Origin of the sequence: Paenibacillus sp. BR1-192, assembly GCF_029542445.1 — a bacterium.
GTDB lineage: Bacteria > Bacillota > Bacilli > Paenibacillales > Paenibacillaceae > Paenibacillus_AQ > Paenibacillus_AQ lautus_A.
Map to the genome: position 1 here is coordinate 6,482,501 of NZ_CP120718.1, position 22,628 is coordinate 6,505,128.

General features: G+C 49.2%; 15 protein-coding genes and 2 pseudogenes (1 of these 17 cut by a window edge). 1 reads left to right on the top strand and 16 read right to left on the bottom strand.

Annotated elements, in window-relative coordinates; translation table 11 throughout:
• Window positions 1-894, top strand: partial view of an MFS transporter gene (locus P0X86_RS29925; protein ID WP_009591294.1) — the 3' portion only. Its footprint begins 363 nt before the window's first position; 894 of the gene's 1,257 nt are visible here — the last part of the coding sequence; its start codon lies off the left edge, out of view; the stop codon is at window positions 892-894.
• Between the two features lie 59 nt (window positions 895-953).
• Here P0X86_RS29925 and P0X86_RS29930 read toward each other — a convergent pair whose 3' ends face one another.
• The 16 genes and pseudogenes from P0X86_RS29930 to P0X86_RS33355 form a co-directional block, all read right to left on the bottom strand.
• Window positions 954-1,145, bottom strand: a complete 192-nt coding sequence (locus P0X86_RS29930) for a hypothetical protein (RefSeq protein WP_277747149.1) — start codon at window positions 1,143-1,145, stop codon at window positions 954-956.
• Window positions 1,146-1,325: 180 nt separating this feature from the next.
• Window positions 1,326-5,804, bottom strand: a complete 4,479-nt coding sequence (locus tag P0X86_RS29935) for a S8 family serine peptidase (protein WP_277747150.1) — start codon at window positions 5,802-5,804, stop codon at window positions 1,326-1,328.
• Window positions 5,805-6,168: 364 nt separating this feature from the next.
• Window positions 6,169-8,181, bottom strand: a complete 2,013-nt coding sequence (ligA, locus tag P0X86_RS29940; RefSeq protein ID WP_277747151.1) for an NAD-dependent DNA ligase LigA — start codon at window positions 8,179-8,181, stop codon at window positions 6,169-6,171.
• Window positions 8,182-8,260: 79 nt separating this feature from the next.
• Complete coding sequence (gene pcrA / locus P0X86_RS29945) at window positions 8,261-10,591, bottom strand: DNA helicase PcrA (RefSeq protein WP_277747152.1); 2,331 nt, start codon at window positions 10,589-10,591, stop codon at window positions 8,261-8,263.
• A 276-nt stretch (window positions 10,592-10,867) separates the two neighbouring features.
• Window positions 10,868-11,557: a heptaprenylglyceryl phosphate synthase gene (pcrB, locus tag P0X86_RS29950; protein ID WP_277747153.1), complete on the bottom strand. Its 690-nt coding sequence runs from the start codon at window positions 11,555-11,557 to the stop codon at window positions 10,868-10,870.
• A gap of 419 nt (window positions 11,558-11,976) precedes the next feature.
• Window positions 11,977-12,858 carry a phosphatidylinositol-specific phospholipase C/glycerophosphodiester phosphodiesterase family protein gene (locus P0X86_RS29955; RefSeq protein ID WP_277747154.1) on the bottom strand — a complete coding sequence of 294 codons (882 nt, stop codon included), beginning with the start codon at window positions 12,856-12,858 and terminating at the stop codon, window positions 11,977-11,979.
• 190 nt (window positions 12,859-13,048) lie between these two features.
• On the bottom strand, window positions 13,049-14,227 hold the full coding sequence (locus tag P0X86_RS29960; RefSeq protein WP_277745938.1) for an IS110 family RNA-guided transposase: 1,179 nt from the start codon (window positions 14,225-14,227) through the stop codon (window positions 13,049-13,051).
• A gap of 293 nt (window positions 14,228-14,520) precedes the next feature.
• Entirely contained in the window at window positions 14,521-15,126 is a 606-nt protein-coding gene (locus P0X86_RS29965) for a class I SAM-dependent methyltransferase (RefSeq protein ID WP_277747155.1), read from the bottom strand.
• 458 nt (window positions 15,127-15,584) lie between these two features.
• Complete coding sequence (locus tag P0X86_RS29970) at window positions 15,585-16,985, bottom strand: undecaprenyl-phosphate glucose phosphotransferase (protein ID WP_277747156.1); 1,401 nt, start codon at window positions 16,983-16,985, stop codon at window positions 15,585-15,587.
• Window positions 16,982-17,895 (bottom strand): annotated as a pseudogene (locus P0X86_RS29975) (glycosyltransferase family 2 protein). The gene P0X86_RS29970 and the pseudogene P0X86_RS29975 overlap by 4 nt, the downstream one beginning before the upstream one ends.
• Before the next feature lie 111 nt (window positions 17,896-18,006).
• Entirely contained in the window at window positions 18,007-18,933 is a 927-nt protein-coding gene (locus P0X86_RS29980) for a glycosyltransferase family 2 protein (protein WP_277747157.1), read from the bottom strand.
• 73 nt (window positions 18,934-19,006) lie between these two features.
• Entirely contained in the window at window positions 19,007-19,891 is an 885-nt protein-coding gene (rfbD, locus tag P0X86_RS29985; RefSeq protein ID WP_277747158.1) for a dTDP-4-dehydrorhamnose reductase, read from the bottom strand.
• Window positions 19,888-20,910: a dTDP-glucose 4,6-dehydratase gene (rfbB, locus tag P0X86_RS29990; RefSeq protein WP_277747159.1), complete on the bottom strand. Its 1,023-nt coding sequence runs from the start codon at window positions 20,908-20,910 to the stop codon at window positions 19,888-19,890. Before rfbB ends, rfbD begins: the two co-directional genes overlap by 4 nt.
• A 14-nt stretch (window positions 20,911-20,924) precedes the next feature.
• Complete coding sequence (rfbC, locus tag P0X86_RS29995) at window positions 20,925-21,473, bottom strand: dTDP-4-dehydrorhamnose 3,5-epimerase (RefSeq protein ID WP_277747160.1); 549 nt, start codon at window positions 21,471-21,473, stop codon at window positions 20,925-20,927.
• A gap of 20 nt (window positions 21,474-21,493) precedes the next feature.
• Entirely contained in the window at window positions 21,494-22,237 is a 744-nt protein-coding gene (locus P0X86_RS30000; RefSeq protein WP_277747161.1) for a sugar phosphate nucleotidyltransferase, read from the bottom strand.
• Between the two features lie 97 nt (window positions 22,238-22,334).
• Window positions 22,335-22,613, bottom strand: a pseudogene (locus P0X86_RS33355) (acyltransferase); the annotation flags it as partial.
• Window positions 22,614-22,628 lie beyond the last annotated feature (15 nt).

The following is a 22,628-nucleotide window of genomic DNA, read 5'->3' on the forward strand; positions in this document are numbered from 1 at the left end:
TTCGCTGTCGTTCTGATCGGATTAGGCTCCGCTACCTTTCATCCGGAGGGAATGCGGGTCGCTCATATGGCTGCAGGCATGCGAAAAGGGTTGTCCCAATCGATCTTTCAAGTAGGGGGCAATGCCGGGCAGTCACTTGCTCCGCTTCTGACACGATACATTTTCGTACCGTTCGGACAGTTTGGCGCGATTGGCTTCACCTTCGTTGCCGCAGCTGGTATCATCGTGCAATCCTATGTTGCCCATTGGTACCACGGCATGCTGAAAGCCGGTTACACGTTTAAAAAGAAAGCTGCCGGACGCATGCTTGATCCCGCCCGCCGCAAAAGCGTACGCAATGCCACGCTGGTTCTCGTCATTCTCGTGTTTATCCGCTCCTGGTACGGCGCAGCCATTAGCAGCTATTATGCCTTCTACCTCATGGATGCATACAAAATCACGATTGATAATGCTCAGATCTATATTTTTCTGTTTCTTGCATCGGGAGCTGTGGGCACCTTCTTTGGCGGTCCGCTGGCCGACCGCTTTGGCCGTCGCAACATGATCATGCTCTCCATGATCGGCACGGCGCCCATTGCGTTGATTCTCCCGTTTGCCTCCCCGTTCTGGGCGGCCGTGTTGCTGCTGATCGGCGGGTTTGTTCTATTGTCCAGTTTCTCGGTCACTGTTGTGTATGCCCAAATGCTGCACCCTGGCAATATCGGTACGGTATCCGGGCTGATTACCGGGTTTGCTTTTGGCATGGGCGGGGTCGGTTCGCTTGTGCTCGGTAATCTCGGGGATGCTTGGGGAATCGGCAATGTGATGATCGCCATCGGCTTCTTGCCGCTGCTAGGTCTGCTCGCCCTGCTTCTTCCGGGTGATGACAAGTTGGATCAGTGGTCAAGGGAATAGTCGTACTATGGAAAAAGACACTCATCGGGCTGCACAATGGTGCGTTGGTGAGTGTCTTTTTATTTCATTTTGTTGACGAGTTTTATGAACCAGTATAGGAATATCCATGGGAGCACGTATTTAGTCACCCACTCGAAGCTCAACTGAATAGCTCCGGCTTCTGATCCCTCAACCAGATTCCCCAGTACAGAAACCATAACGAAAAATAGCACGATTGCAATGGTTGCATAGAACACTGTTCTATATCTCATGTCCTCCCACCCTTCATCGAATTCAGGCGCTACCAAAATATTACACACGCCGGAATATCGAATCAACCTATTTGTAGCAGCCAACACCATTAAAAAGAGGAGATGCCCCATCACGTTGCATGATATGGAGCAACTCCTCTTTAGCTCAATCAGAATTGTATTGAAGCAGCTTAGCCTTCATTAAATTTTATTCAGATAATCCAGCAAACGGTACACAATGACGGATACCTGTGCCCGAGTGGAAGTCTCGCCCGGTGCAAAGCGGTTGCCACTCACTCCCTTCACCAGTCCTTCGTTTACGGCAAAGGCCACGGCCGCACGTGCATCCTCCGAAATCAGATTCGTATCGCTAAATGACAAGGATGCCGTTTCGGAATCCAGCTTCAACGCTTCCGCAATCATGACTACCATGTCCTCGCGGGTCAGCGGATGCTTCGCCCCCGCCTCTTTGCTGCGTGTTTCCCAATCGCTGCCTGTCTCGAAAATACGATCAAGCAGCGTCGCAAATTCGGCACGGGTTACCGCATTGTTCGGCGAGAACCGTCCTGCACCGGTACCGTTCGTGATATGCTGCGAGGCGGCAACTTCAATCTCATCCTTAGCCCAGTGGCTGACGATGTCGTTAAAGGTTACGTTATTCTCGGCAGCTGCATAAGAACCCGGTCCGTTGATACGGAACGTGATCGATCCGCGCTCAGCCGATTGCAGCAATCCTGCGGATTGCAGGTCTCCTTTTTCCGACTGCACGTAGGCACCTACCTTGCGTGTATCCTTCACTTTTGTATGGTCATAATTCAATGTCAGTAAAAGCGGATGTTTGAACTTGTCCCCATGTTTGACCGAAACGATCGAGGATACAGCGTTCAAGGCGTTACCAGATCCCGCTTTGCTTGCAGCTACGGAAACCGTCAAACTGAATCCGCTGCTCGTCGTGAAATCATCCAAGGCATCGACAGGCACCGTCAAGGTAAAACCGTTACCCGTGATAACAAGCGGTTTGCCTGATGCTTTCAGTTTATCGATTGCTGCCTTGCCAAGGGTAATAGCTACGTCGCTGTATTTGCTGAAATCCAGCTTCGATACGTCCAGCTTCACTTCCTTACCGTCACTAGTAATTCCTGCCGTAACCACTGCTTCAGACAGAGCTGCCGTTGCGGACTCGGTGCCATCCGCATTTTTCTTCGTCGTTACTTTGGCATCCCCTGATACTTCAGGAGCCGGAGTGGACGGTGTTCCCGTGGAACCGCCGCCGGAGGACGAGCTGCCACCGCCTCCTCCACCGGATCCGCCACCTGGGTTACCTGGATCCGGGTTCCCTGGTCCAGGCGCGCCTGTCAGCTGCAAGGATACGGAAGCCGTTCCTTGGAGTCCTTGACGGTCTTTGACGGAAAGCTCAACGGTATAGTTGCCTGAAGACAATCCGTCTAAGGCAATGTTAAATGCACCATCTTGCTCGACATCAAAGCTGCCTTCCTTCGCTACCGTTTTATTGGCTCTTTTAATCACATAAGTGGCATCCAACCATTCGCTGACGTCAAAATCAATGGCCCATTCATCCCACAAAGCCGGAACAGCCGTTACGTAGAGATCTTCGATCGTACCGCTTAGTGCAGGATTGTTCTTGCCGGAGATTTTGACATCTGTATTCGTTTGAATCGAAGGTGCTGATCGCTTCACAAAGAAAGGAATCGTGGCATAATCCGAGTGAACCACGAAATTCGTATCCAAGGAAAGAAGCTCGATCGAATATAATCCATCCCGAACCTCTACCTCTTCCTCGGTTTCATATTCGGCATACTTCCCGTTCCAACCGATCGTAAACGAGGTGTTGGCATCAAAATAGGCTTCTCCCCCGAATATTTGACCGATAATCCCGTCACCGTCAACGCCTGCTTCCGGATTAAGGCTATCATACAAGTCCACGATGACGATCTGCATCGGATTGTAGAATTCGAAAGCCAGGTTGAGCTTGCCCAGCTCACCGGTCTCGGTTAACGGAACATGCGGCAAGTAGGTTTCGGTGTCACTATAGGCTTTTGTATATTTCACGCCCGTGATTTCAAGATTAAAGTACGCTACGTAAGGAACCGAATAGGAATGGGTTCCATTCGAAAACGTGATGTAGCCTTGCTGTTCCGATATCCCGTCTATCCCTTCCGGCACTTGAAGCGTTACGATAATCTCCTCTTGACCGTTGAGGGTGAAGGTGCTTTTATCGGTTGTAACACTTACTCCCGGCGTGACCTGCGTGTTATTGATTTGCACATTAAACGTGCCGCCCGCGTTTCCAATGCTCTCTACCTTTATTTTTTTCTGAACGGTCTTGGCAGACTTGCCGGTAAAGTTGCCGAAATTTATGCTTCCAGTGATGTTTTCCTTTTGGTTGGAAGTTCCGTTCTCTTGATACGAAGTCTTGTCCAAGACCTTAACCAGCGCCTCTGCCTGGATGGTCTGGAGCGCCTGTACGCGTCCGGCCCCTTGATCCGTCACATCGTAGGATTCGGTATTCAGCACTTTGGCGTTATTCATCAAGGCGACTTTGACATCGAACGGGGTCCAGTCGTTGTGCTTCTCCAGGATGAGAGCCGCAAGCCCTGCCACATGCGGGGACGCCATACTAGTGCCTGTTAAGCGGTCATAGGACTGACTGTAATCCGCACCTGCAATGTCCTTACCGTATGCCGGAACGGATGACAAAATGCTCGTTCCCGGCGCTACCACGTCAGGCTTGATATCCAGCGTCTTCTTGGCCGGGCCTCTCGAGCTGGAATCATTAATCTCATCGCCTGCGGTTCGGTTTTTAATAAAATCGGAGAAATTCACTTTCAGATCCGGGTTGGCATCGAGCAGCGATTTGATATAATCGCCGTCTTCTTTGCTCATACTAAAGGTTGGAATGAAGGCAAAGCTGTCTCCGAGCAAGACGCCGATCGGCCCAGGGTTCTGATTGAATACGATGGCACCCGTCGCGCCTGCTGCCTTAGCATTCGCAATTTTATCGACGAAAGCGAGTTCACCGCGTTTAATCAATGCGATTTTGCCCGCTACGTCTTTGCCAGCGAAATCCTCTGGTTTACCCAGATCCGCATATATCAGTCCGAAATCCCCATCCAGGACGACTTCTGGGTCCTCGGCCAAATTCCACGCCATTAATTCAAGCTTATACGTAGCATCTACTACCGTAACCGGAGCGGCATCGTCAGCCTGAGGGGCTACTTCATCCTCGGCAGATTCAGCAGGCACTTGATCAGTGGCCGGCTCCTCTGCTGCACCGTCACCCGATTGAACTAAGTTTGAATCCTGCTCCGGATTAACGGAAGGCGCCGTGTCATCGGTCGATGATGCCTGGGCAGCTTCATCAATCTGTGCTTCTGCCTGCTCGTCAGGCGTGACTGATGGTGCTGATCCTTCTCCAAGCTCAACCGTGCCTTCATTGTTTTCAATGGGCTCACCCGGCAATTCCGCGTCCGTGAAAAAGTGCGATGTTGCCGCCATTTCGTCGCTTGGCCCTGTTGAGTTTCCTACCGTAATCGGAAAAGCCGCCGCCCCCGGCGATCCAACCGTCCAGCGGTTTGGCCCTGTATTGCCGCTTGCAACGACTGGCGTGACACCAGCCAGTGCAGCATTGTTAAGTGCTACGGACGTTACATAGTCCGGATCATTTCGGGAATTGCCCAGGGAGAGGTTGATTACATCCATTCCGTCCTGAACGGAACGGTCAATACCTCCCAGCACCCAGCTGGAATAGCCGCTGCCGTACGGGCCAAGAACCCGGTAAGCATAGATATCCGCTTCGGGTGCAATGCCCACGACTCCATATTCGCCGGCATCGCGGGCTCCGATGGTACCCGCTACGTGCGTTCCATGATCGGTCCAGTACGTGCTTCCCCTGTCATCGACCTGCGGGGGATTGGAAGGATCATTCTCCCAATCGAGCGGAGTTGTCTCATAAGGATCATTATCATTGTCAACGAAGTCGTATCCGCCCTTATAAGCATCCTTCAAAACCGGGTGTGCGTAATCGATACCTGTATCAATAACGCCGACTTTAATGCCTTTGCCCGTATATCCGAGATCCCAGACATCCGGAGCACCGATGAACGGCCCCGTGTCTTTCATGTATGGATTTACTTCGCCCTTCGGTCCAACCGTTACCTCCAGATCGGGATAAACGCCTAGAACGCCAGGGATATCCAGCAGCGCTTCAACCTTGCTGCCATCGATCTCCATAGACACCCCGTTGAATGCGTAGCTATATTGATCGGAGATTTCATGCGTGATGTTCTTCGTGTTCAGGCTGCGTATAAAAGTCTGCTGCTCCAATTGTACCTGTGCCTCGACCTTCGCCTCCGCGGAAGAACTAAAAGATTGGCCCTGAATAGAGGAAAGCCCTTTGGCCAGAGCCACTGGTTCGGTAGACAATTCTACGATAACCCTTGTAGGACCCCCGGCCGATCTTTGCAGGCTTTGATCAAGCGCGGGAAACTCCGCAAGCTTCGCTCGCTGTTTCAGCATATCCTTTATCTGCCTAGCTTCTTCGGCACTGAGCGGATTGTCCAGCTCGATCTGCCGTTCGGATGGAGCCGCCCCGGCCGCTGGCGCAACCAATGATAGCGTTAATACAAAACTTAGTAGTGCAGACCATAACTTTTTACTCAAGGCTTTACCCCTCCCATAAGATAGAATTCCCATTCAAATTAGGGTCCGGGATGTCATCAGCATATCTGCGCTGCCTTACGATGGTATCCACTCCTTTCCGCATAAGACTGACCCGTGGTAAATTATTCTAGAATCCAAAATTAGATTCCTTCATCCTTTTCTGTATGTTTTTGTTAAATTGAGTCGAAAGTTTAGGAGCTTTTGACGAATGATCGAAAACGTCATAGTTTCAAGGAAAATATGGCTTACATCGCAAGTAAGGGAGGAGAAAGGAATTCGGGAAAAAGAAAAAACCGAGGCTATCGATAGCCTCGGTTCTTAGGGAGTTGCAACTGATATTGCAAAATATATCCAGGGTATGCTGTTATTCGTTCAGCAACCGCACGAACTCTTCTTCATCCTCCAGGATGTCGATGCCGAGCTGCTGGGCTTTGGCCAGCTTGCTGCCGGCTTTTTCGCCTGCAATGAGGAGGTCGGTTTTCTTGGACACGCTGCCGGTGACTTTGGCGCCGAGCGCTTCCAAGCGTTCGGTTGCCTCTTCGCGGGTCAGCAGATGGAGGGTGCCTGTCAGCACAACCGTTTTGCCGCTGAAGTAGGAATCCGTGCTGACCGGCTTCGGCGCTTCCGGCGCTTTCGCTTGGACGCCCAGCGAGAGCATCTTCTGGATGCTCGCTTGGGCAAACGGGTCGGCGAAGTATCCCGCGATGCTTTCGGCCACGATGCCGCCCACGTCCGGCAGCTCGACCAATTCTTCCGCGGTCGCCGCCATCACGCGAGTCAGATCACGGTAGTGATCTGCCAGCATTTTGGTAGTGGATTTGCCGGTATTCGGTATACCCAGCGCAAAGAGGAACGATGCAAGATCCCGCCCCTTGCTCTTCTCGATGGCATCCAGCAGATTCTGGGCTTTTTTCTCGCCGAAGCGCTCCAGCTTCAGCAAACTGTCAAAAGATAGCGTGTAAAGATCAGCCGGTTCTCTCACGCCCAGTTCATCATATAACTGGATCGCGGTTTTATCGCTGAACGTCTCAATGTCCATGGCGTCCCTGGAGGCAAAATGCGTGATCCGGGCTACGATTTGCGGCTTGCATCCCGTCTTGTTGTTGCAGAAGAGGTGGGCGCCGCGCTGCTCCAGCGGAAATCCGCAGGATGGACACTGTTCCGGATACAGGATCTCTTCGCCATCCTGCTCCTCCGTTACTTTGCCGAGGATCTCGGGAATGACGTCATTCGAACGGCGAATGAAGACCCGCGAGCCGAGCGCGAACTTGAGATTCTTGCGCTCAATATCCCCGATATTATTCAGCGTACAATTTTGCACCGTAACTCCGGCAAGCTCAACGGGCTCTACACGGGCTAGTGGCGTGATTTTTCCGGTCCGTCCCACATTCCAGGTAACCGACTGCAGCACGGTCGTGGTTTCTTCCGCTTCAAATTTGTAAGCGACCGCCCAGCGCGGGAACTTGTCGGTATATCCGAGCACATCGCGGATGCGGAAATCGGTCACCTTCACAACCGCCCCGTCGATGAGGTAATCGAGCTCGGAGCGGCGTTTTTCGATATCGGCCAGCTGCTCCATCACATCATCAAACTGCTCGAAATAGAAGATGTACGGGTTGACCTTGAGCCGATTCTCGCGCAGGAAATCCATCATTTCCTTGTGGTCGGCAAAGGTGATTCCATCCGAGTAGCCGACATTGTAGAAGTACGCGTTCAGCTTACGCTCGGCCGTCACCTTCGGATTCAGATTGCGAAGCGCTCCTGCGGCAGCATTGCGCGCGTTCTTGAGCGGCTCGGCAGCGGTTTGATTGTATTGTTCCAGCACGGACAGGTTCATGATGCCCTCGCCCTGCACTTCGATCGTGCCTTCCGCGTACGGGATCGTCATTGGCACCGACTTGATGGTCTTTACCTGAGCCAAAATGCCTTCGCCTACCGTTCCGTTCCCCCGAGTCGATGCTTGAACCAGCTTGCCGTCCTGATAGGTCAGATTCAGCGTCAGCCCGTCAAACTTCAGCTCCAATGCATAACAAGGCTTCGGCAGAGGATTGCCGGGATTCTTCGTATTATAGTCATTGACCAGCCTGACCACGCGATCATGCCAGGTACGGAGCTGCTCGATGTTCTGGGCTTTATCGAGACTCCATAACGGAGCCAAATGGCGGTGTGGGGCAAAACCTTTCAGAATCTCCCCGCCCACCCGCTGGGTCGGAGAATCCGGGAGCGTCACTCCGGTCTCTGCCTCCAACGCTACCAGCTGGTCGTACAGGGCGTCATACTCCTTGTCGCTTACAAGCGGCTGATCCAGCGTGTAGTAATGGTAATTGTAATTGTTCAGCTCCGCAATGAGCTTCTCCATCTTTTCCTTGAAATCCATGCAGGGGCAATCCTCCTTCAATATAATAAGGCCATCGTGGGTTACGTTGCTTTAGATCATATTTACCTAGTTCTATCCCTTATTCCACCTTCGTAATCGGCGCAAAGCCGGCAAGCAGGCGTTTCACGCCCACAGGCGCCGGGAATGCAATCTGCAATTCCATGTCATTGCCGCTGCCCTTCACCGCTACGATCGTACCGGTCCCCCATTTGCCATGGGCGACTTTGTCGCCGGCCTTAAAATCGCCGCTGCCCGAGGCAGCCGCTGGACGGGATGACCCACCGGTTGTCATCGTCACCCGGCTCTTCGGCGCGGCTTGCGCGGAAGCCGTCGATCCGCTGAGGGAGAGGTCTACGCTGCGGCTTCCGCCAAAGTTGCTGCCTCCACCGCCGCCGAAGCCGCGTCCCGCATAGGATCCGCCCACATTGTTTCCGCCGCCACGGCGGTAGCGGTCATGCGCCATCTGGGTGTCTTCCTTCAGCTCTTCCGGGATTTCCTCCAGGAATCGCGATGGCATGTTCGCCGTCGTGCGGCCAAATAAGGTACGCATGCGCGCACAGGATAAGAACAACTGCTTCTCGGCGCGCGTGATGCCTACATAAGCAAGTCGGCGTTCTTCTTCCAGCTCCTCGTTATCCATAAAGGCACGGCTGTGCGGGAATACCCCTTCCTCCATGCCGATGATGAATACCACCGGGAACTCCAGGCCTTTGGCGCTGTGCATGGTCATGAGCACGACAGCATCGTCGCGGTCTTCCTCGTCATCGTTCATCGAATCGATGTCCGCGATCAGCGCAAGATCCGTGAGGAAGGAGACGAGCGACTTATCCTCGTTGTTCTTCTCGAACTCTTGCGTAACCGACAGGAACTCGTCGATGTTCTCGAGGCGTGATCTGGATTCGATCGTATTCTCGTTCTGGAGCTCGAGGCGGTACTCGGACATCTCGAGAATTTTTTCCGTAAGCTCGGTCACCGACAGAAACTCGACCATTCGGCTGAGCGCGGCAATCATGTCGTAGAAGCCCACCAGCGCATTGCGCGTCCGTCCGGCAAAACCGAGGTCGTCCACGATTTCTAGCACGCGGAAGATCGAGATGCCCCGTTCTCCGGCTGCTGCAGCCAGCTTCGCGACGGTTGTGTCGCCGATGCTTCTTTTGGGCACGTTAATGATCCGCGTCAAGCTGATATCGTCGTCCGGGTTGGAAATCAGGCGCAGATAAGCAAGCATGTCCTTGATCTCTTTGCGATCGTAGAACTTGATGCCGCCGACGATCTGGTACGGAATATCCGACTTGATCAGAATTTCCTCGATCACCCGGGACTGCGCGTTGGTCCGATACAGAATCGCGTGGTCCTGATAGCTCTTGCCGTCCTTGATGTTCTTGCTAATTTCCGAGGTGACAAAATACCCCTCATCATGCTCCGTATCCCCACGGAACACTTTGATCTTCGGCCCTTCGCCCTGCTCGGTCCACAGATTCTTCGGCTTGCGGCCCGTGTTCAGGCCAATAACATTGTTGGCAGCGTTCAAAATGTTCGCTGTCGAACGGTAATTCTGCTCCAGCAGAATCGTGCGCGCCTCCGGGTAATCCTGCTCAAAATTCAGGATGTTCGTGATATCCGCGCCGCGCCAGCGGTAGATCGACTGGTCGCTGTCCCCGACAACGCAGATGCGGTGATGGCTGTCCGCCAGCATGCGGCAGAGCATGTACTGCGCCCGGTTGGTATCCTGGTATTCATCCACGTGGATGTACTGAAATTTGCGCTGATAGAAGTCTAGAACCTCCGGCACTTCCTTAAACAGCTGGATCGTGGTCATGATCAGATCGTCGAAATCGAGCGAATTGTTGCTCTTCAAGCGTTTCTGGTATTCGGTGTAGACCTTGGCAACGAGGGTTTCAAAATAGTCCCCGGCTTTCTGTTCATACTGCTGCGGGGAGATCAGCTCATTCTTGGCCGCGCTCATGGCCGCTTGGATCGCCTTCGGCTCGAATTTCTTCGGATCGATGTTGTGTTGCTTCATCACGTTCCGAATTACGGACAGCTGGTCTGTCGAATCCAAAATACTAAAATTCGAAGTAAAGCCGATCCGCTCAATGTCTTTGCGCAAAATCCGTACGCACATGGAGTGGAACGTCGATACCCAAATGTCCTGGCCTTCCCGGCCGACCAGCTTGGATACCCGCTCCTGCATCTCGCGGGCTGCCTTATTCGTAAACGTAATCGCCAGGATGCTCCATGGTGCGGCTTTGCGCGTGGCGATCAGGTACGCGATCCGGTGTGTTAGCACCCGCGTCTTGCCGGAACCGGCTCCGGCCATAATGAGCAGCGGTCCGTCGGTTGCTTCAACGGCTTGGCGCTGCTGCGGATTGAGACGTCTGACGGCGTCGTGTATGTCAATGGAATGCATAAACATTGCCTCCTAATAGGTGTAGATTTGATAAGGGGGAAACTTGAGTAAAAGTAAAAATTCAATAAAAAATGGGATATAGTCTAGCAGATCGAATTGATTAAAGATGATGAATCGTACCGAATGCTGCCTGTCTAAGGCACAGTGCGTTCTGCATGGATATTCAATGAATAAATACATGCTTACCAGCAGAGGAACTGAAAATGTGATTATAGAGCCTGAGCTGGCTGGCTAAACGCGCCTCTATATTTTTCAGCAGATCAGTTACTAGTCCCATCAGCCCTTCACGGCCTTGACCGTTTCGAGCGCCTGCTCCAGATGATCGTACACCACGTTGCCCACAACGATCGTGTCCGAAATAGCTGCAGCCTCCATCGCCTGCTCGGCATTGGTTATTCCGCCGCCGTAGAACAACCGGGCGTTATCCAGCGATCTTCGAACCGTGCGGACCGTTTCCATATCACCGAACGCACCGCTGTATTCCAGGTACACAATCGGCAGATTCATCAGCTTGTCCGCAATCTGGGCATAAGCGGCAACCGCGCTCGCTTCAATCGAAGTCTCTGCTCCGGTCAATCTCGCCACCGCAGCGTTCTCGTTCAACACGATATAACCCTCGGTCACGACCAGATCCCACGGGATCATGTACCCGTAGCGCTCGATTCCCTCGCGGTGCCGGCCCATGATCCAGGTCGGATCCTGCGTATTCAAAACCATCGGGACCATATATAGATCAAAACCGGGTACAACGGCTTCCAGATCGGATACTTCCTGTACGCACGGCAGCTCGTAACGCCGAACTCGGGACAGCAGATCCACGGTATTTTCATAAGTGACTCCGGTTGAGCCTCCGACCATAATGGCATCGGTTCCTGACAAGCATACCGCATCAAGGGTCTCGTCATCGACCTCCTTGTCGGGATCCAGCTTAAACACATGCCTCCAGGATTGTATCATCTCTTTCAAGCGTCATTCCTCCACGTTCACGGGTTACTATCATACTAAAATAAGTCTATGCTAGCACGGTAAGCAAGTCAATTTATGTTCGTATAAAATACGAACATTTTTTTGGTAATTGCGGTTTATCGTTTCAGCCGATATACGAACCGCGTCGCTGAGAAGAGATTTGGGCGGATAACTGGTTAAGAAAAACGTCTACCGACGTACAATCCCAGACCGCATGAGGCACAATCCCAGAGATATAGATGGTGGCTTTCTGTGATATCAAGTAGGCCAAGCTTCGAAGTTTATATTTTCTGATAGCATGAAAAAAGCCCGCAATCTCTTATGGAGATCACGGACTTCCATGCTCTGCATTATTATGGATGCAAACTCAAACTTTTCCACAGACGGACGCGATATGAGGCGTGCCTTGTAAGGTACATCTACTCCAGTCGCTTTGTCATCGTATATCTCAAGCTGTTCCGCTCCAGCTCCGGCTCGGTCAGCAGATCCGAGTAGACGCCGTACACGCCCCATTTTTCATAATTGTTCACGGTGTTCGTGTCATTGATGGTGTGGACATAGGTCACGGCTCCCGCTTGCCTTAGCTTGGCTACGAAATTCGGGCTGACCTTGTACTCCGGCATGGTAACCGCGTCAATGTGGTTCTCCTGTACGAAGGCAGTGATCTCAGCAGGTGAGTCCTGCGTGGCATACAGCGTATATATAATCGATTGAAACGGGTAGATGTCCTGAACCATATCAAGCATCGGCTCATTGTAAATTTGGACGACGACCCGATCCAGAAGCTTCGGATCCCGTTCTTTAGCAGCGTTTACAATCTCCGCGAACAGGTACTGTATATCCCGGTCCTTCTGCTCCTTCGTATCCGTCACGATGTAGATATCGGGATGACGCTCCATCATATCCATAATCCCCTCAATATCCATCGGCTGGTATTGTTCCAAAATCGGCGTGTTAATAAACTCCTCATGGCTCAGGCGGGCGGCCTGCTTATCGTCCGGAAGCTTCTCCTTCTGACCCAGCTGCTGCGTCATGCTCTCCGTCCACTCATGCCTGGCTACGACTTTGCGATCCTCCGTCAGCATCAAATCAATCTCGAATACCCGGGTGCCTTTCTCGTAGTTAACAACCATGGCTTCATAAGCGTTCGTATAGGGCTGTTCGCCGATGCTTCCCATGGCATGGGCAATCAGGCGATAGGCCGCGAATCCTTGCGGCGCTTCCTCCTCCATCTCCAGATGAGTCAGAAGCAGTATCATAATGGCGGAAAATAATAGAAGGACAGCTGCGATCCGTTTCATGGTATCCCCACCCTTTGTTTCGTTCATTGCTGTTGCTAGGTAAATACCCGGTTAATGGAGGGGCCAAACAAAAAAACCAGCTAATACTTGTCAAGCATTATAACTTGGTTAAATAATAGAATACTGATATACTTTTCTAAACAGCACAAATAACCTTCAGTGGCGTGAAGGTTATGGGAAAATATGGTTTTTAGGCTTTGTAGGGTTCGCTTTTACTTAGGATGGCATAAATGTGATGGAGAAGCTTGTTGGCGCAAGCGATCACGACCACCTTGTAGGGCTTGCCCTCTTTTCTTTTTTTGTCGTAGTAATCACTGATCCTGCGGTTTGCACGTCTGCGAATCCCGCACTGTACGGCAAGATAGAGTGCTCGCCGTAGTCTTTTTGAGCCTCGTTTCGTGATCCGGTTGCTTGTAGCCGTGAATTTTCCTGAGCTGTAAATCCCCGGATCTAATCCTGCGTAGGCTACAAGTTGCTTCGCATCCTTGAACTGGCTTGCATCGCCCAGCTCTGCCACGATGGCTGCCGCAAGTTTGTTCCCTACACCCGGGATACTTTTGACCAATTCCACTTCAGGCAACTCCCCAGCCAGTTCTTCCATCTGCTTTTCCAAATGATTTAACTGTTTATCGAATTCCAACAGCAGGGAGACCATGCTAGTCAACGCTATGCTCTGGGATCGACTCCTCTCTTGTGTTTTCCAGCCCAACACGAGTTCTTTCAACCGTTTTGTTTTCTCCGTAATCCATCCTTTGGAGTGGGATTTACCTACACATTCAAGGATCAGATCCCCCACATCTTCGACCTTGTTCTCCAAACATCGCTCTAGCACTTTTAATGATGTGGTCGCATACAGATTATGAAATAATCCGATGAAGTCCGGAAACACCTGCTCAAGCAAAGCTCTGCTGTTTAACTTGGCCTGTACGTACATCGCGGTTACAAACTCATGTTGCCTCGTTAAGTGTTGAAGCTCGGTGTAGGTTTCCTCCCACTCTCGATGCGCTTTAACGTCCCCTCGGTAGTACATCTCAGCCAAATGCCATGCATCTGCTGCATCTGTTTTCACCTTGCGAAGTTGCGTACCTTTCGATCGTTTCGCTTGCAGAGGGTTAACGATGTAATGAGTCCATCCACTACGTTTAAGATACCCTACCAGACTTCGATGGTAATGTCCGGTCGCCTCAAGGACAACAACGGGCTCGACGCCACTTTTATGTTTGAGTGTTCCTAACAGTTCCCCTAGCCGTTCAAAACCTTCCGGCCCATGATGAAGCTTCTCCATCCTCCCGAAGGGTTTTTCGCGACCGATAAAGGCCTGGATAACGCTAACCCCTTTGGCCACGTCTATTCCTACTACTGGCTGCATAATAACCTCCTTGATTCGATACCGGCATTCCCACATGGTCTCCAACCCCATAGCTTCGCTTGTGATGCGAGGTCTAAAGCCTCTACCAGCTCAAACATAGTCGTTGGACGGTAGTGAGAGAACCGTTTTTTTGACGGGATCTGCGTCCCTAAGCCACCTTCGTTCTCCCGGCTACCACCATCGTATAATGCCTACAAAAATAGGCCAACCAGAAATCTGGTTGACCTAATAATACGAAACGTCACTTGGCGGCTGCCAAATGACGGAACGATTTTTGTAAATACTACGGATCACTAGCTCTTGGCCTTCAAAAGGTGAATATACCATTTCAATCCCGCGTTGTGATTAAACACGCTGACTTTATCTACGACGTCAAACCCATCACAGCTTTCGATTTCGCCGATCTTATGCTCTACCATGAGATAATCAGGATCCTGGGTATTCTTATGTGAATATAGGGAAGAGATGATGACGCCATCCGGGGTCAGGTAACGGGCATATTCCAACAGCTTGCTAGCGGTATTGGGCACATACTGCAGCGATTCATTAAAAACGATGACGTCGTAGCTTTTATGAGGAACATAATGGTTGATGTCCGCGCGCTGGAATAAGTCCCTTGACGTTTTGCCGGATGCGATTCTGATCGCTTCCTCGGACAGGTCTACACCGGTATAATTCGATTTTTCATCGTCCAAGAGCATGTCATACAACAAGCCGGCCCCGCATCCCATATCCAAAATGCCCTCTTCCCCAAGAAACTTTCGGATGTATCCGTACACGACCGAATATCTGGCATATTCCGTGATGTCCGATAAATAATCCCACATGCGGGATCTGTACTCTTCGTCCCATTGCTCTTGGCTGCTTTCGATGAAATCCTGAACCTTGGCGTTTTCCATATCGATTCCTCCCATAAAGCTTATTGGATGTGATCTTTCCTTTGGGCAAATGAAGCGGCAAGATGAAACACGGTTATTTCGAAAACATTAGAAATCTGCATAACACTGAGATTGGACCATCATATTTAACCTGCGACTCTAAGTAATGAACGAACTCTAGCAAAGCATCGACGAGTCTAACATTTCATTATAATAGTATTATAGTTATATTTTGTAAATCATTCCAGACTACTATTGTTCGCTGTGTTCTACATGCATGTTTAAGTGAGCGGAATGGATCGAATGTCCGAAGTTTTTCTCGGGTATGTCACAGACTTACAGGAAGCGACAGCATTCGGTATCTCTACAAGAGGCGAGCGGGACTTGGTAGGCAGCTTTAGTCGAAATGTGCTTCTAGGACAGGTAAATAAAAGACGCCATCCGGCTCATGCCAGATGACGTCATCATTTAAATTTCAATCAATATGCGTTTTTGAATCCGTTGCGGATCGTGCGCAGGATGATTTTGATATCAAACAGAATGGACCAATTCTCGATGTAGAAAATATCGTGCTTGATCCGCTCCTCAATCGAAGTGTCCCCGCGCAGGCCGTTGCTCTGCGCCCACCCCGTGATGCCCGGGCGTACGTGGTGTTTCACCATGTACTTCGGAATCTCCTCTTTGAACTGTTCAACGTAATAAGGTCGTTCCGGTCTTGGGCCCACCACGCTCATATGTCCGAACAGGACATTGAAGAACTGCGGCAGCTCATCCAGACTGGTCTTCCGGAGAAAAGAGCCGAACTTGGTGCGGCGCGGATCATTCTCCACCGTCCAGCCCGTATCCGGCGCCCCTTCCGGCAGCGGCTTCATGGAGCGGAATTTATACATATAAAAGTTCCTGCGGTTCAGCCCGACCCGCTCCTGCTTGAAAATGACAGGGCCCCGGGAGGTCAATCGGACACCGAGGTAAATTCCGATCATCACCGGCAAGGTAAGGATAATCGCCACTAACGAGAATACGATATCAAACGCCCGCTTGAACAGTCGGTTCGCCGCTAGATCGAGCGGGATATCGCGCACGTTGATCATCGGCATGCCCGCAAAGTTATCAAACACCGGCCGTGCCGGGAGATAATCGAAGAAGTCCGGGATAATTAGCGTTCGGACACCTGCTTTTTCACAAGCAGCAATGATCTCCGGATACTTGTGGTGGGCATTCAGAGGAAGTGCCAGTACGACCTCATCGACAAGCTTTTCGTTTAGCACCTTATGTAGATCGCCGACCGAGCCCAAAATGGGTTTAAGCCGTCTCGCTTCAATCTCATCCCACTGCTGGTAATCATCCAGGAAGCCGATGACTTCATACCCCAGCTCCGGATACTGCTTCAGATTTTTGAAGAAGCGCTTGCCGAGCGATCCTGCACCCACGATGAGCACGAATTGGCGGTTGTAGCCTTTTTCCCGAAAATGCTTGAGCGATTTCTTGAGGAAATAACGGTATAGGATGATGAATGCTACATTGAGAATCATGTAGATGGCGAGATACCAACGGGAGATATTCACCTCTTTAACAAAAAACATAATACTGAGGAGAATGAACATCCCGATGAAATGCATCTGGAAAATCTTCATGAACTCGTCGGCAAAACGCTTTTTCCGCTTCGGCGAGTACAAGGTAATCATGATGCCGACAACCACGGCAACCGCGCCGTATACCAAACTCCACATTCCGTACGATTCGATGGGCAGCGGTTTTTCGTACGGAAACCAACCGCTCTCGAATTTCACCCACCATGCGAGCAGAAACGCCAACTGGATGAAGGCAAAGTCGGTCAACATATACAATTTGGTCAGAAAGCCCTGATTCTGGCGGATCATGATTTCACCTCCACTCCACCTGAAGATTGCGTTATCGTTGCTGGACGAATAGGCTTCAGCCGGTTCGTGAGCAGGGACAGGAGCAATTTTAAACCAATGCCCGCATACACGGCTCCATTAACGAATATGTTGTATTTCTGCCGGTAATGCTTCCGATGAAAAAGAATCATCGCCCGATGGAACTCATAAATGATCTTGAACGGCCGGCGCCGTGCGCTGCCGCCTTTATAATGGATGATCGTCGTACGAGGATAATAGTGAATGCCCCATCCCGCCTGCTTGATGCGATAGCACCAGTCGATATCCTCCCCGTACATAAAAAAGGTCTCGTCCAGCCCGCCCACCTGATCAATCGTCTCGCGGCGTACCAGCATGAACGCACCGACCAAACAATCCACCGGATACTCTACGTCCGGATTCAAATACCCCAGCTGATACTGGTTAAACTCCGGCTTGTTCGGGAACAGCTTGCTGAGACCAAAGGCATAATAGAAGGACGCCGAAGGCGTTGGGAACCCTCTCTTTTGCAGGCCTTATCCAGCGAGCCGTCCGGGAGGACGATTTTGCAGCCGGAAGCGCCTACGATCGGGTTATAGTCCATAAAAGCGACCATCGTCTGGATCGTATCCTGCTGGATAATCGTGTCGGAATTTAGCAGCAGCATATAGCGACCTTCCGCCACTTCCATCCCCTGATTGTTGGCTTTGGCAAAGCCGGTATTCTCCGTGTTCTCAATAAGCTTGACCTGCGGGAATAGCTCCCGGATGGTCTGAACGGACTCATCCTTCGAGTTGTTATCTATCAGAATCACTTCATATGTATATTCCGTCTCCGATGCAAACACGGATCGCAAACAATCCACCGTCAGCTGACAGGTATTGTAGTTCACGATTAAAATGCTTAAATCCATTGCATAACGTCTCCTGACAAATATAGTAATCTATCGACATTATAGCACAAAGACGCAGAATGGGCAGGAATAAAGAACTTCTATTGCTAAAATCTAGTTATTGATGACTCTTTATATATAGCCCACAAGAATTAAAAAGCGAAAGAGTAACTGCTCTACAATCGATTGACGATATAGTTTTGATCTTTGAAGAAAATCAATTTTTTCTCTAAGTCGTCCCCTGGGGGCAATAAAAAGTTCGAGTTGTTCTCTCTTACTATCCTCCATTAAATGACCGTACACTCGATAAAACTCACTTGCTTGTTTGACAAGAAGATGCTCTCCTTTATGTTTTATGTAACTGCGGTACTTCTGTTTTAGTTTGTTGAATAATGAGTTACTCCCACCTACAACATTATTTTCATGCTGGCGATACAGCATCGAAGGATTCTTATCATACATTACATTGCCGAAACCAGATACCAATAGGTAAAACCACCAGTCGTGCATGATGATCTTGTTGGGATCTATCTGATTACTCTCCATAAACTTATTCCTCGCTGCCTTGTTTAACGTAATGGTTGCTCCGACAGCAATATTTTGCACCAAAGCATTGTAAAATGAGGGGGCTTTCAAAGGGGGCTTCGGCCAAGTACCGAGAGAATTTAAATCTTTATCGGTAAGCTCCGTAGATGTGAATACCATCCCAGGAACATAATCCGCTTGAGAACTTAACATAGTTACAGCACGCTCAATTTTATGCTCCAGCCATACATCATCCTGATCGCAGAAACAGTAATAATCTGCATAGGAGTTGGATTGCAGAACCAGCTCAAAAAAACTAGAAACAACCCCCACATTACTTCCGGCAATCACTTTGATTCGGTCAGGATAAGTTTTAGCATATTCTTTTAATAAGGCTAGCGTTTGATCGGATGATCCATCATCTCGTATAAGAACAGAGATATGAGGATAACTTTGCTTTAAAATACTTTGTAGCTGGTCGGATATATATTGCTCCCCATTATATGTAGACAAAAGCACCTGAACCTGTTTCATTCTGTAACCTCCAAATAAACGCTAAATACGACATAAGACCTGATCATACAGATCAGGCCAACATTTGCTGTATTCATTTCAAGTATAGTTCAGGGTGTTGTTTCATATCCAGCATAAACTGCTTCAATCCTTCTCGCCAATGCGGCAGATCTTCCAATTGATTTAAACGGATCGAAAGATGATCCAATACAGAATTGGCTGGCCGAGGAGCCGGCCGAAGGAACTGTGCGGTCGTGCATGGCTGCAAACTAGCCATAATCTTTATACCCAGCTGTTCCTCTGCTTCTTCGAAAATAGCTTTCGTAAACTCGAACCACGTGCATGATCCGCGGTTAGAGGCATGGTAAATGCCGTATTTTTCAGTAGTCGATACTTGCAGTAAGAAATGAGCCAAATCTACCGTGTACGTAGGTGATCCCTTCTGGTCATCAACAACTTGCAAAAGCGGTTTCTCTTGTCCTAGGCTAAGCATCGTCTTCACGAAATTACTTCCCTGAAGTCCGAATAACCATGAGGCACGAACAATAAACCACTTAGTACTAAAATCTCTTACGATCTGTTCTCCAGCAAGTTTGGTTTGGCCGTAAACTGTTCTCGGATCGGTTGGATCATACTCATGATAGGCTCTGTCATGGGTACCGCGAAATACATAATCCGTGCTAATATAAACGAGCTTAGCTCCAACTTGTTCGGCTGATCGAGCAACATTTCTTGTACCAATAGCATTGACTAGATAAGCTCCGTCGATATCACTCTCCGCGGCATCCACTGCTGTATAAGCAGCGCAGTGAATGACACAATCTGGACGGTGTGAAGCGATTATTTGTTGGCATTGATTCAGGTTTGTAACATCCAATTCTTGTCGGCTGCAAGGAATCACTTCATGTCCGACCTGACCAAAAATATGAATGACGTCCTGACCGAGTTGTCCTTGAGCCCCAGTTACCAAAACCCTCATTGGTCTTTACCTAATCGACTGCCATATTGCTTGGTCAGATATTCACGATATTCCCCAGATTGAATTCTGGTCCACCATTCCTTGTTACTCAAATACCAAGTGATGGTTTCCTTAATTCCGGTCTCGAAGTTATGCTTCGGCTTCCATCCGAGTTCTTTCATTATCTTGGTTGGATCGATGCCATACCTACGATCATGGCCAGGTCGATCCTTGACAAATTGAATCAGCGTTTCAGGTTTGCCAAGCTCCTCTAAAATTGTCTTAACAATATGAATATTTGTACGCTCGTTATTGCCCCCAATGTTGTAAACATCACCAACTCGGCCTTGATGAATAACAAGATCAATTGCGCTGCAATGATCCTCAACATACAGCCAGTCACGAATGTTCATGCCGTCGCCGTAAACCGGCAAAGGCTCATCATTTAGTGCACGAGAAATCATGAGCGGAATTAACTTTTCGGGAAATTGATACGGACCGTAATTATTGGAGCAACGTGTAATATTCACCGGAAGGCCAAAGGTTTCGTGATATGCTCTGACGAGCAGATCTCCACCCGCTTTGCTGGCAGAGTAGGGACTGTTTGGAGCAAGAGGTGTCGATTCGGAGAAGAGTCCTGTTTCCCCTAGGGATCCGTACACTTCATCCGTCGAAACCTGCACAAATTTGGTTACTCCGTATTTTTTAGACGCGTCCAATAGCACCTGTGTACCGAGTACGTTTGCATTCACAAATACTTCTGGCTCCAAAATACTACGGTCTACGTGGGATTCAGCAGCGAAATTAACTACAACATCGATGCCTTGTTGAAAGATTTGATCTACTGCTTGTTTATCTGCAATATCCGCCTGGATAAAGGTATAGTTAGCTTCCTTCTCAACAGGCTCCAAATTTTCCAGGTTCCCGGCATACGTAAGATCATCCATGTTAATGATCTTATAATCTGGATGCTGCTGCATCATGTATAGAATAAAATTACTACCTATAAAACCGGCACCACCGGTGACTAATAGTCTCATGGCTAGATACTCCCCTACTCAAAATTCATTTCAGCATCCTTCAATAATGGATGCCTCTGATCTTTATACGAAAGAATCGGGTTCGATGTCGGCCAATCAATCCCTAAAACCGGATCACTCCATAATATGCCGCGGTCATGTTCTGGGGAATAATATTCGTCTACCTTGTATAAGACTTGGGTATTCGGTACAAGCGTACAAAATCCGTGCGCAAACCCTTTAGGCACAAGCAGCTGACGGTGATTGTGTTCACTCAGAATAACACCTACCCATTTACCGAAAGTAGGTGAGCTTTTGCGGACATCAACGATGACATCGTAGATTGCCCCGGTCAGGACGCGAATAAGCTTGTTTTGTGCTTTCGGATTCAACTGGTAGTGTAGACCACGGACTACCCCCGGTTCAGTCGAAAGAGATTGGTTGTCTTGTACAAAATTGAATTTGACACCTTGCCCTCCCAACACGGCTTCATTAAAACTCTCCATAAAAAAACCCCGGTTATCTTTATGGACAACCGGTTCGATCAGAAATGCAACTGGCAGATTTAAAGGAGTGACTTTCATAATTGGATTTCCTCCTGTCACTAATGTCTAAGCTTTCCAAATTCGTCCCCAAAAACAACGTCTTTTGCAAGTTCATTTGCACGCGATAAAGAAGCATGCGTGCCCGCATCCGTCCACCAACCTTGGAGAATATCGAAAGTGAGCATATTACTTTTAATATATGCATTATTGACATCGGTGATTTCCAATTCACCTCTTGCGGAAGGCTTTAGTGTTTTAATGATATCGAATACTTGATGATCGAACATATATATTCCCGTTACAGCATATTGACTTGTAGGATTCTGTGGCTTCTCTTTAATTGAGATAATCCGACTACCTTCAAGTTCAGGAACACCAAAACGATGAGGATCAGCAACTTCTTGAATAAGAATCTTTGCACCCTTTTTCTGAACCCGGAAATTATCCACGTATGGAGTAATATCATCTTCAAAAACATTATCCCCTAAAATAACAACCATTTGCTCGTTCCCTACAAATTGCTCAGCTAAAGCGAGAGCCTGCGCAATTCCGCCTGCTTCATCCTGAACTTTATATGTAAAAGAGACACCCATCTCGCTTCCACTACCCAAAAGATTCACCACATCCCCCATGTGATCTTTACCAGTTACGATGAGGATATCATGAAGACCCGCCCGCGTGAGTTTATGGACCGCATGGAAGATCATTGGGTACTTACCGACAGGAAGGAGGTGCTTATTAGTAACCTTTGTCAACGGGTAAAGTCGGGAACCTGTCCCGCCTGCTAGGATGATAGCTTTCATAAAATACACCTCGAAGAAATAAAGAAATTTATCTGTAAAAAAGAAATTTAAATAAAAGTTGCATAGCTTGTTACAATATGCATTAAAAGTCTATCCTCTTTATAATTTTAGCAGGGTTTCCAGCTACAACGGTGTACTCCGGTACATCCTTAGTGACAACTGCCCCAGCTCCAATAATCGCTCCCTTTCCAATTGTAACTCCAGGCAAAATAATTGCACCTACCCCGACAAATACACCGTCATTAATAACAACTGTTTTTTTGATTAATTCGCCATAGAACCCAGCAATAGTTTCAGTTGGATGGAAGTGGCTTAATATTGTTACATTTCGAGTTATTTTGACATCATTACCGATATAAATTAATTCTGGAGTCATATTGTCTATTGTTAC

Bases quoted from the DNA above. Each gene is read 5' to 3' on its own strand.
- P0X86_RS29980 (WP_277747157.1), bottom strand. From the start codon at position 18,933: ATGAAACAGGTTCAGGTGCTTTTGTCTACATATAATGGGGAGCAATAT.
- pcrA (WP_277747152.1), bottom strand. From the start codon at position 10,591: ATGCATTCCATTGACATACACGACGCCGTCAGACGTCTCAATCCGCAG.
- rfbB (WP_277747159.1), bottom strand. From the start codon at position 20,910: ATGAGACTATTAGTCACCGGTGGTGCCGGTTTTATAGGTAGTAATTTT.
- P0X86_RS29930 (WP_277747149.1), bottom strand. From the start codon at position 1,145: ATGAGATATAGAACAGTGTTCTATGCAACCATTGCAATCGTGCTATTT.
- P0X86_RS29960 (WP_277745938.1), bottom strand. From the start codon at position 14,227: ATGCAGCCAGTAGTAGGAATAGACGTGGCCAAAGGGGTTAGCGTTATC.
- rfbC (WP_277747160.1), bottom strand. From the start codon at position 21,473: ATGAAAGTCACTCCTTTAAATCTGCCAGTTGCATTTCTGATCGAACCG.
- ligA (WP_277747151.1), bottom strand. From the start codon at position 8,181: ATGGATTTCAAGGAAAAGATGGAGAAGCTCATTGCGGAGCTGAACAAT.
- P0X86_RS30000 (WP_277747161.1), bottom strand. From the start codon at position 22,237: ATGAAAGCTATCATCCTAGCAGGCGGGACAGGTTCCCGACTTTACCCG.
- rfbD (WP_277747158.1), bottom strand. From the start codon at position 19,891: ATGAGGGTTTTGGTAACTGGGGCTCAAGGACAACTCGGTCAGGACGTC.
- P0X86_RS29965 (WP_277747155.1), bottom strand. From the start codon at position 15,126: ATGGAAAACGCCAAGGTTCAGGATTTCATCGAAAGCAGCCAAGAGCAA.
- P0X86_RS29955 (WP_277747154.1), bottom strand. From the start codon at position 12,858: ATGAAACGGATCGCAGCTGTCCTTCTATTATTTTCCGCCATTATGATA.
- P0X86_RS29970 (WP_277747156.1), bottom strand. From the start codon at position 16,985: ATGATCCGCCAGAATCAGGGCTTTCTGACCAAATTGTATATGTTGACC.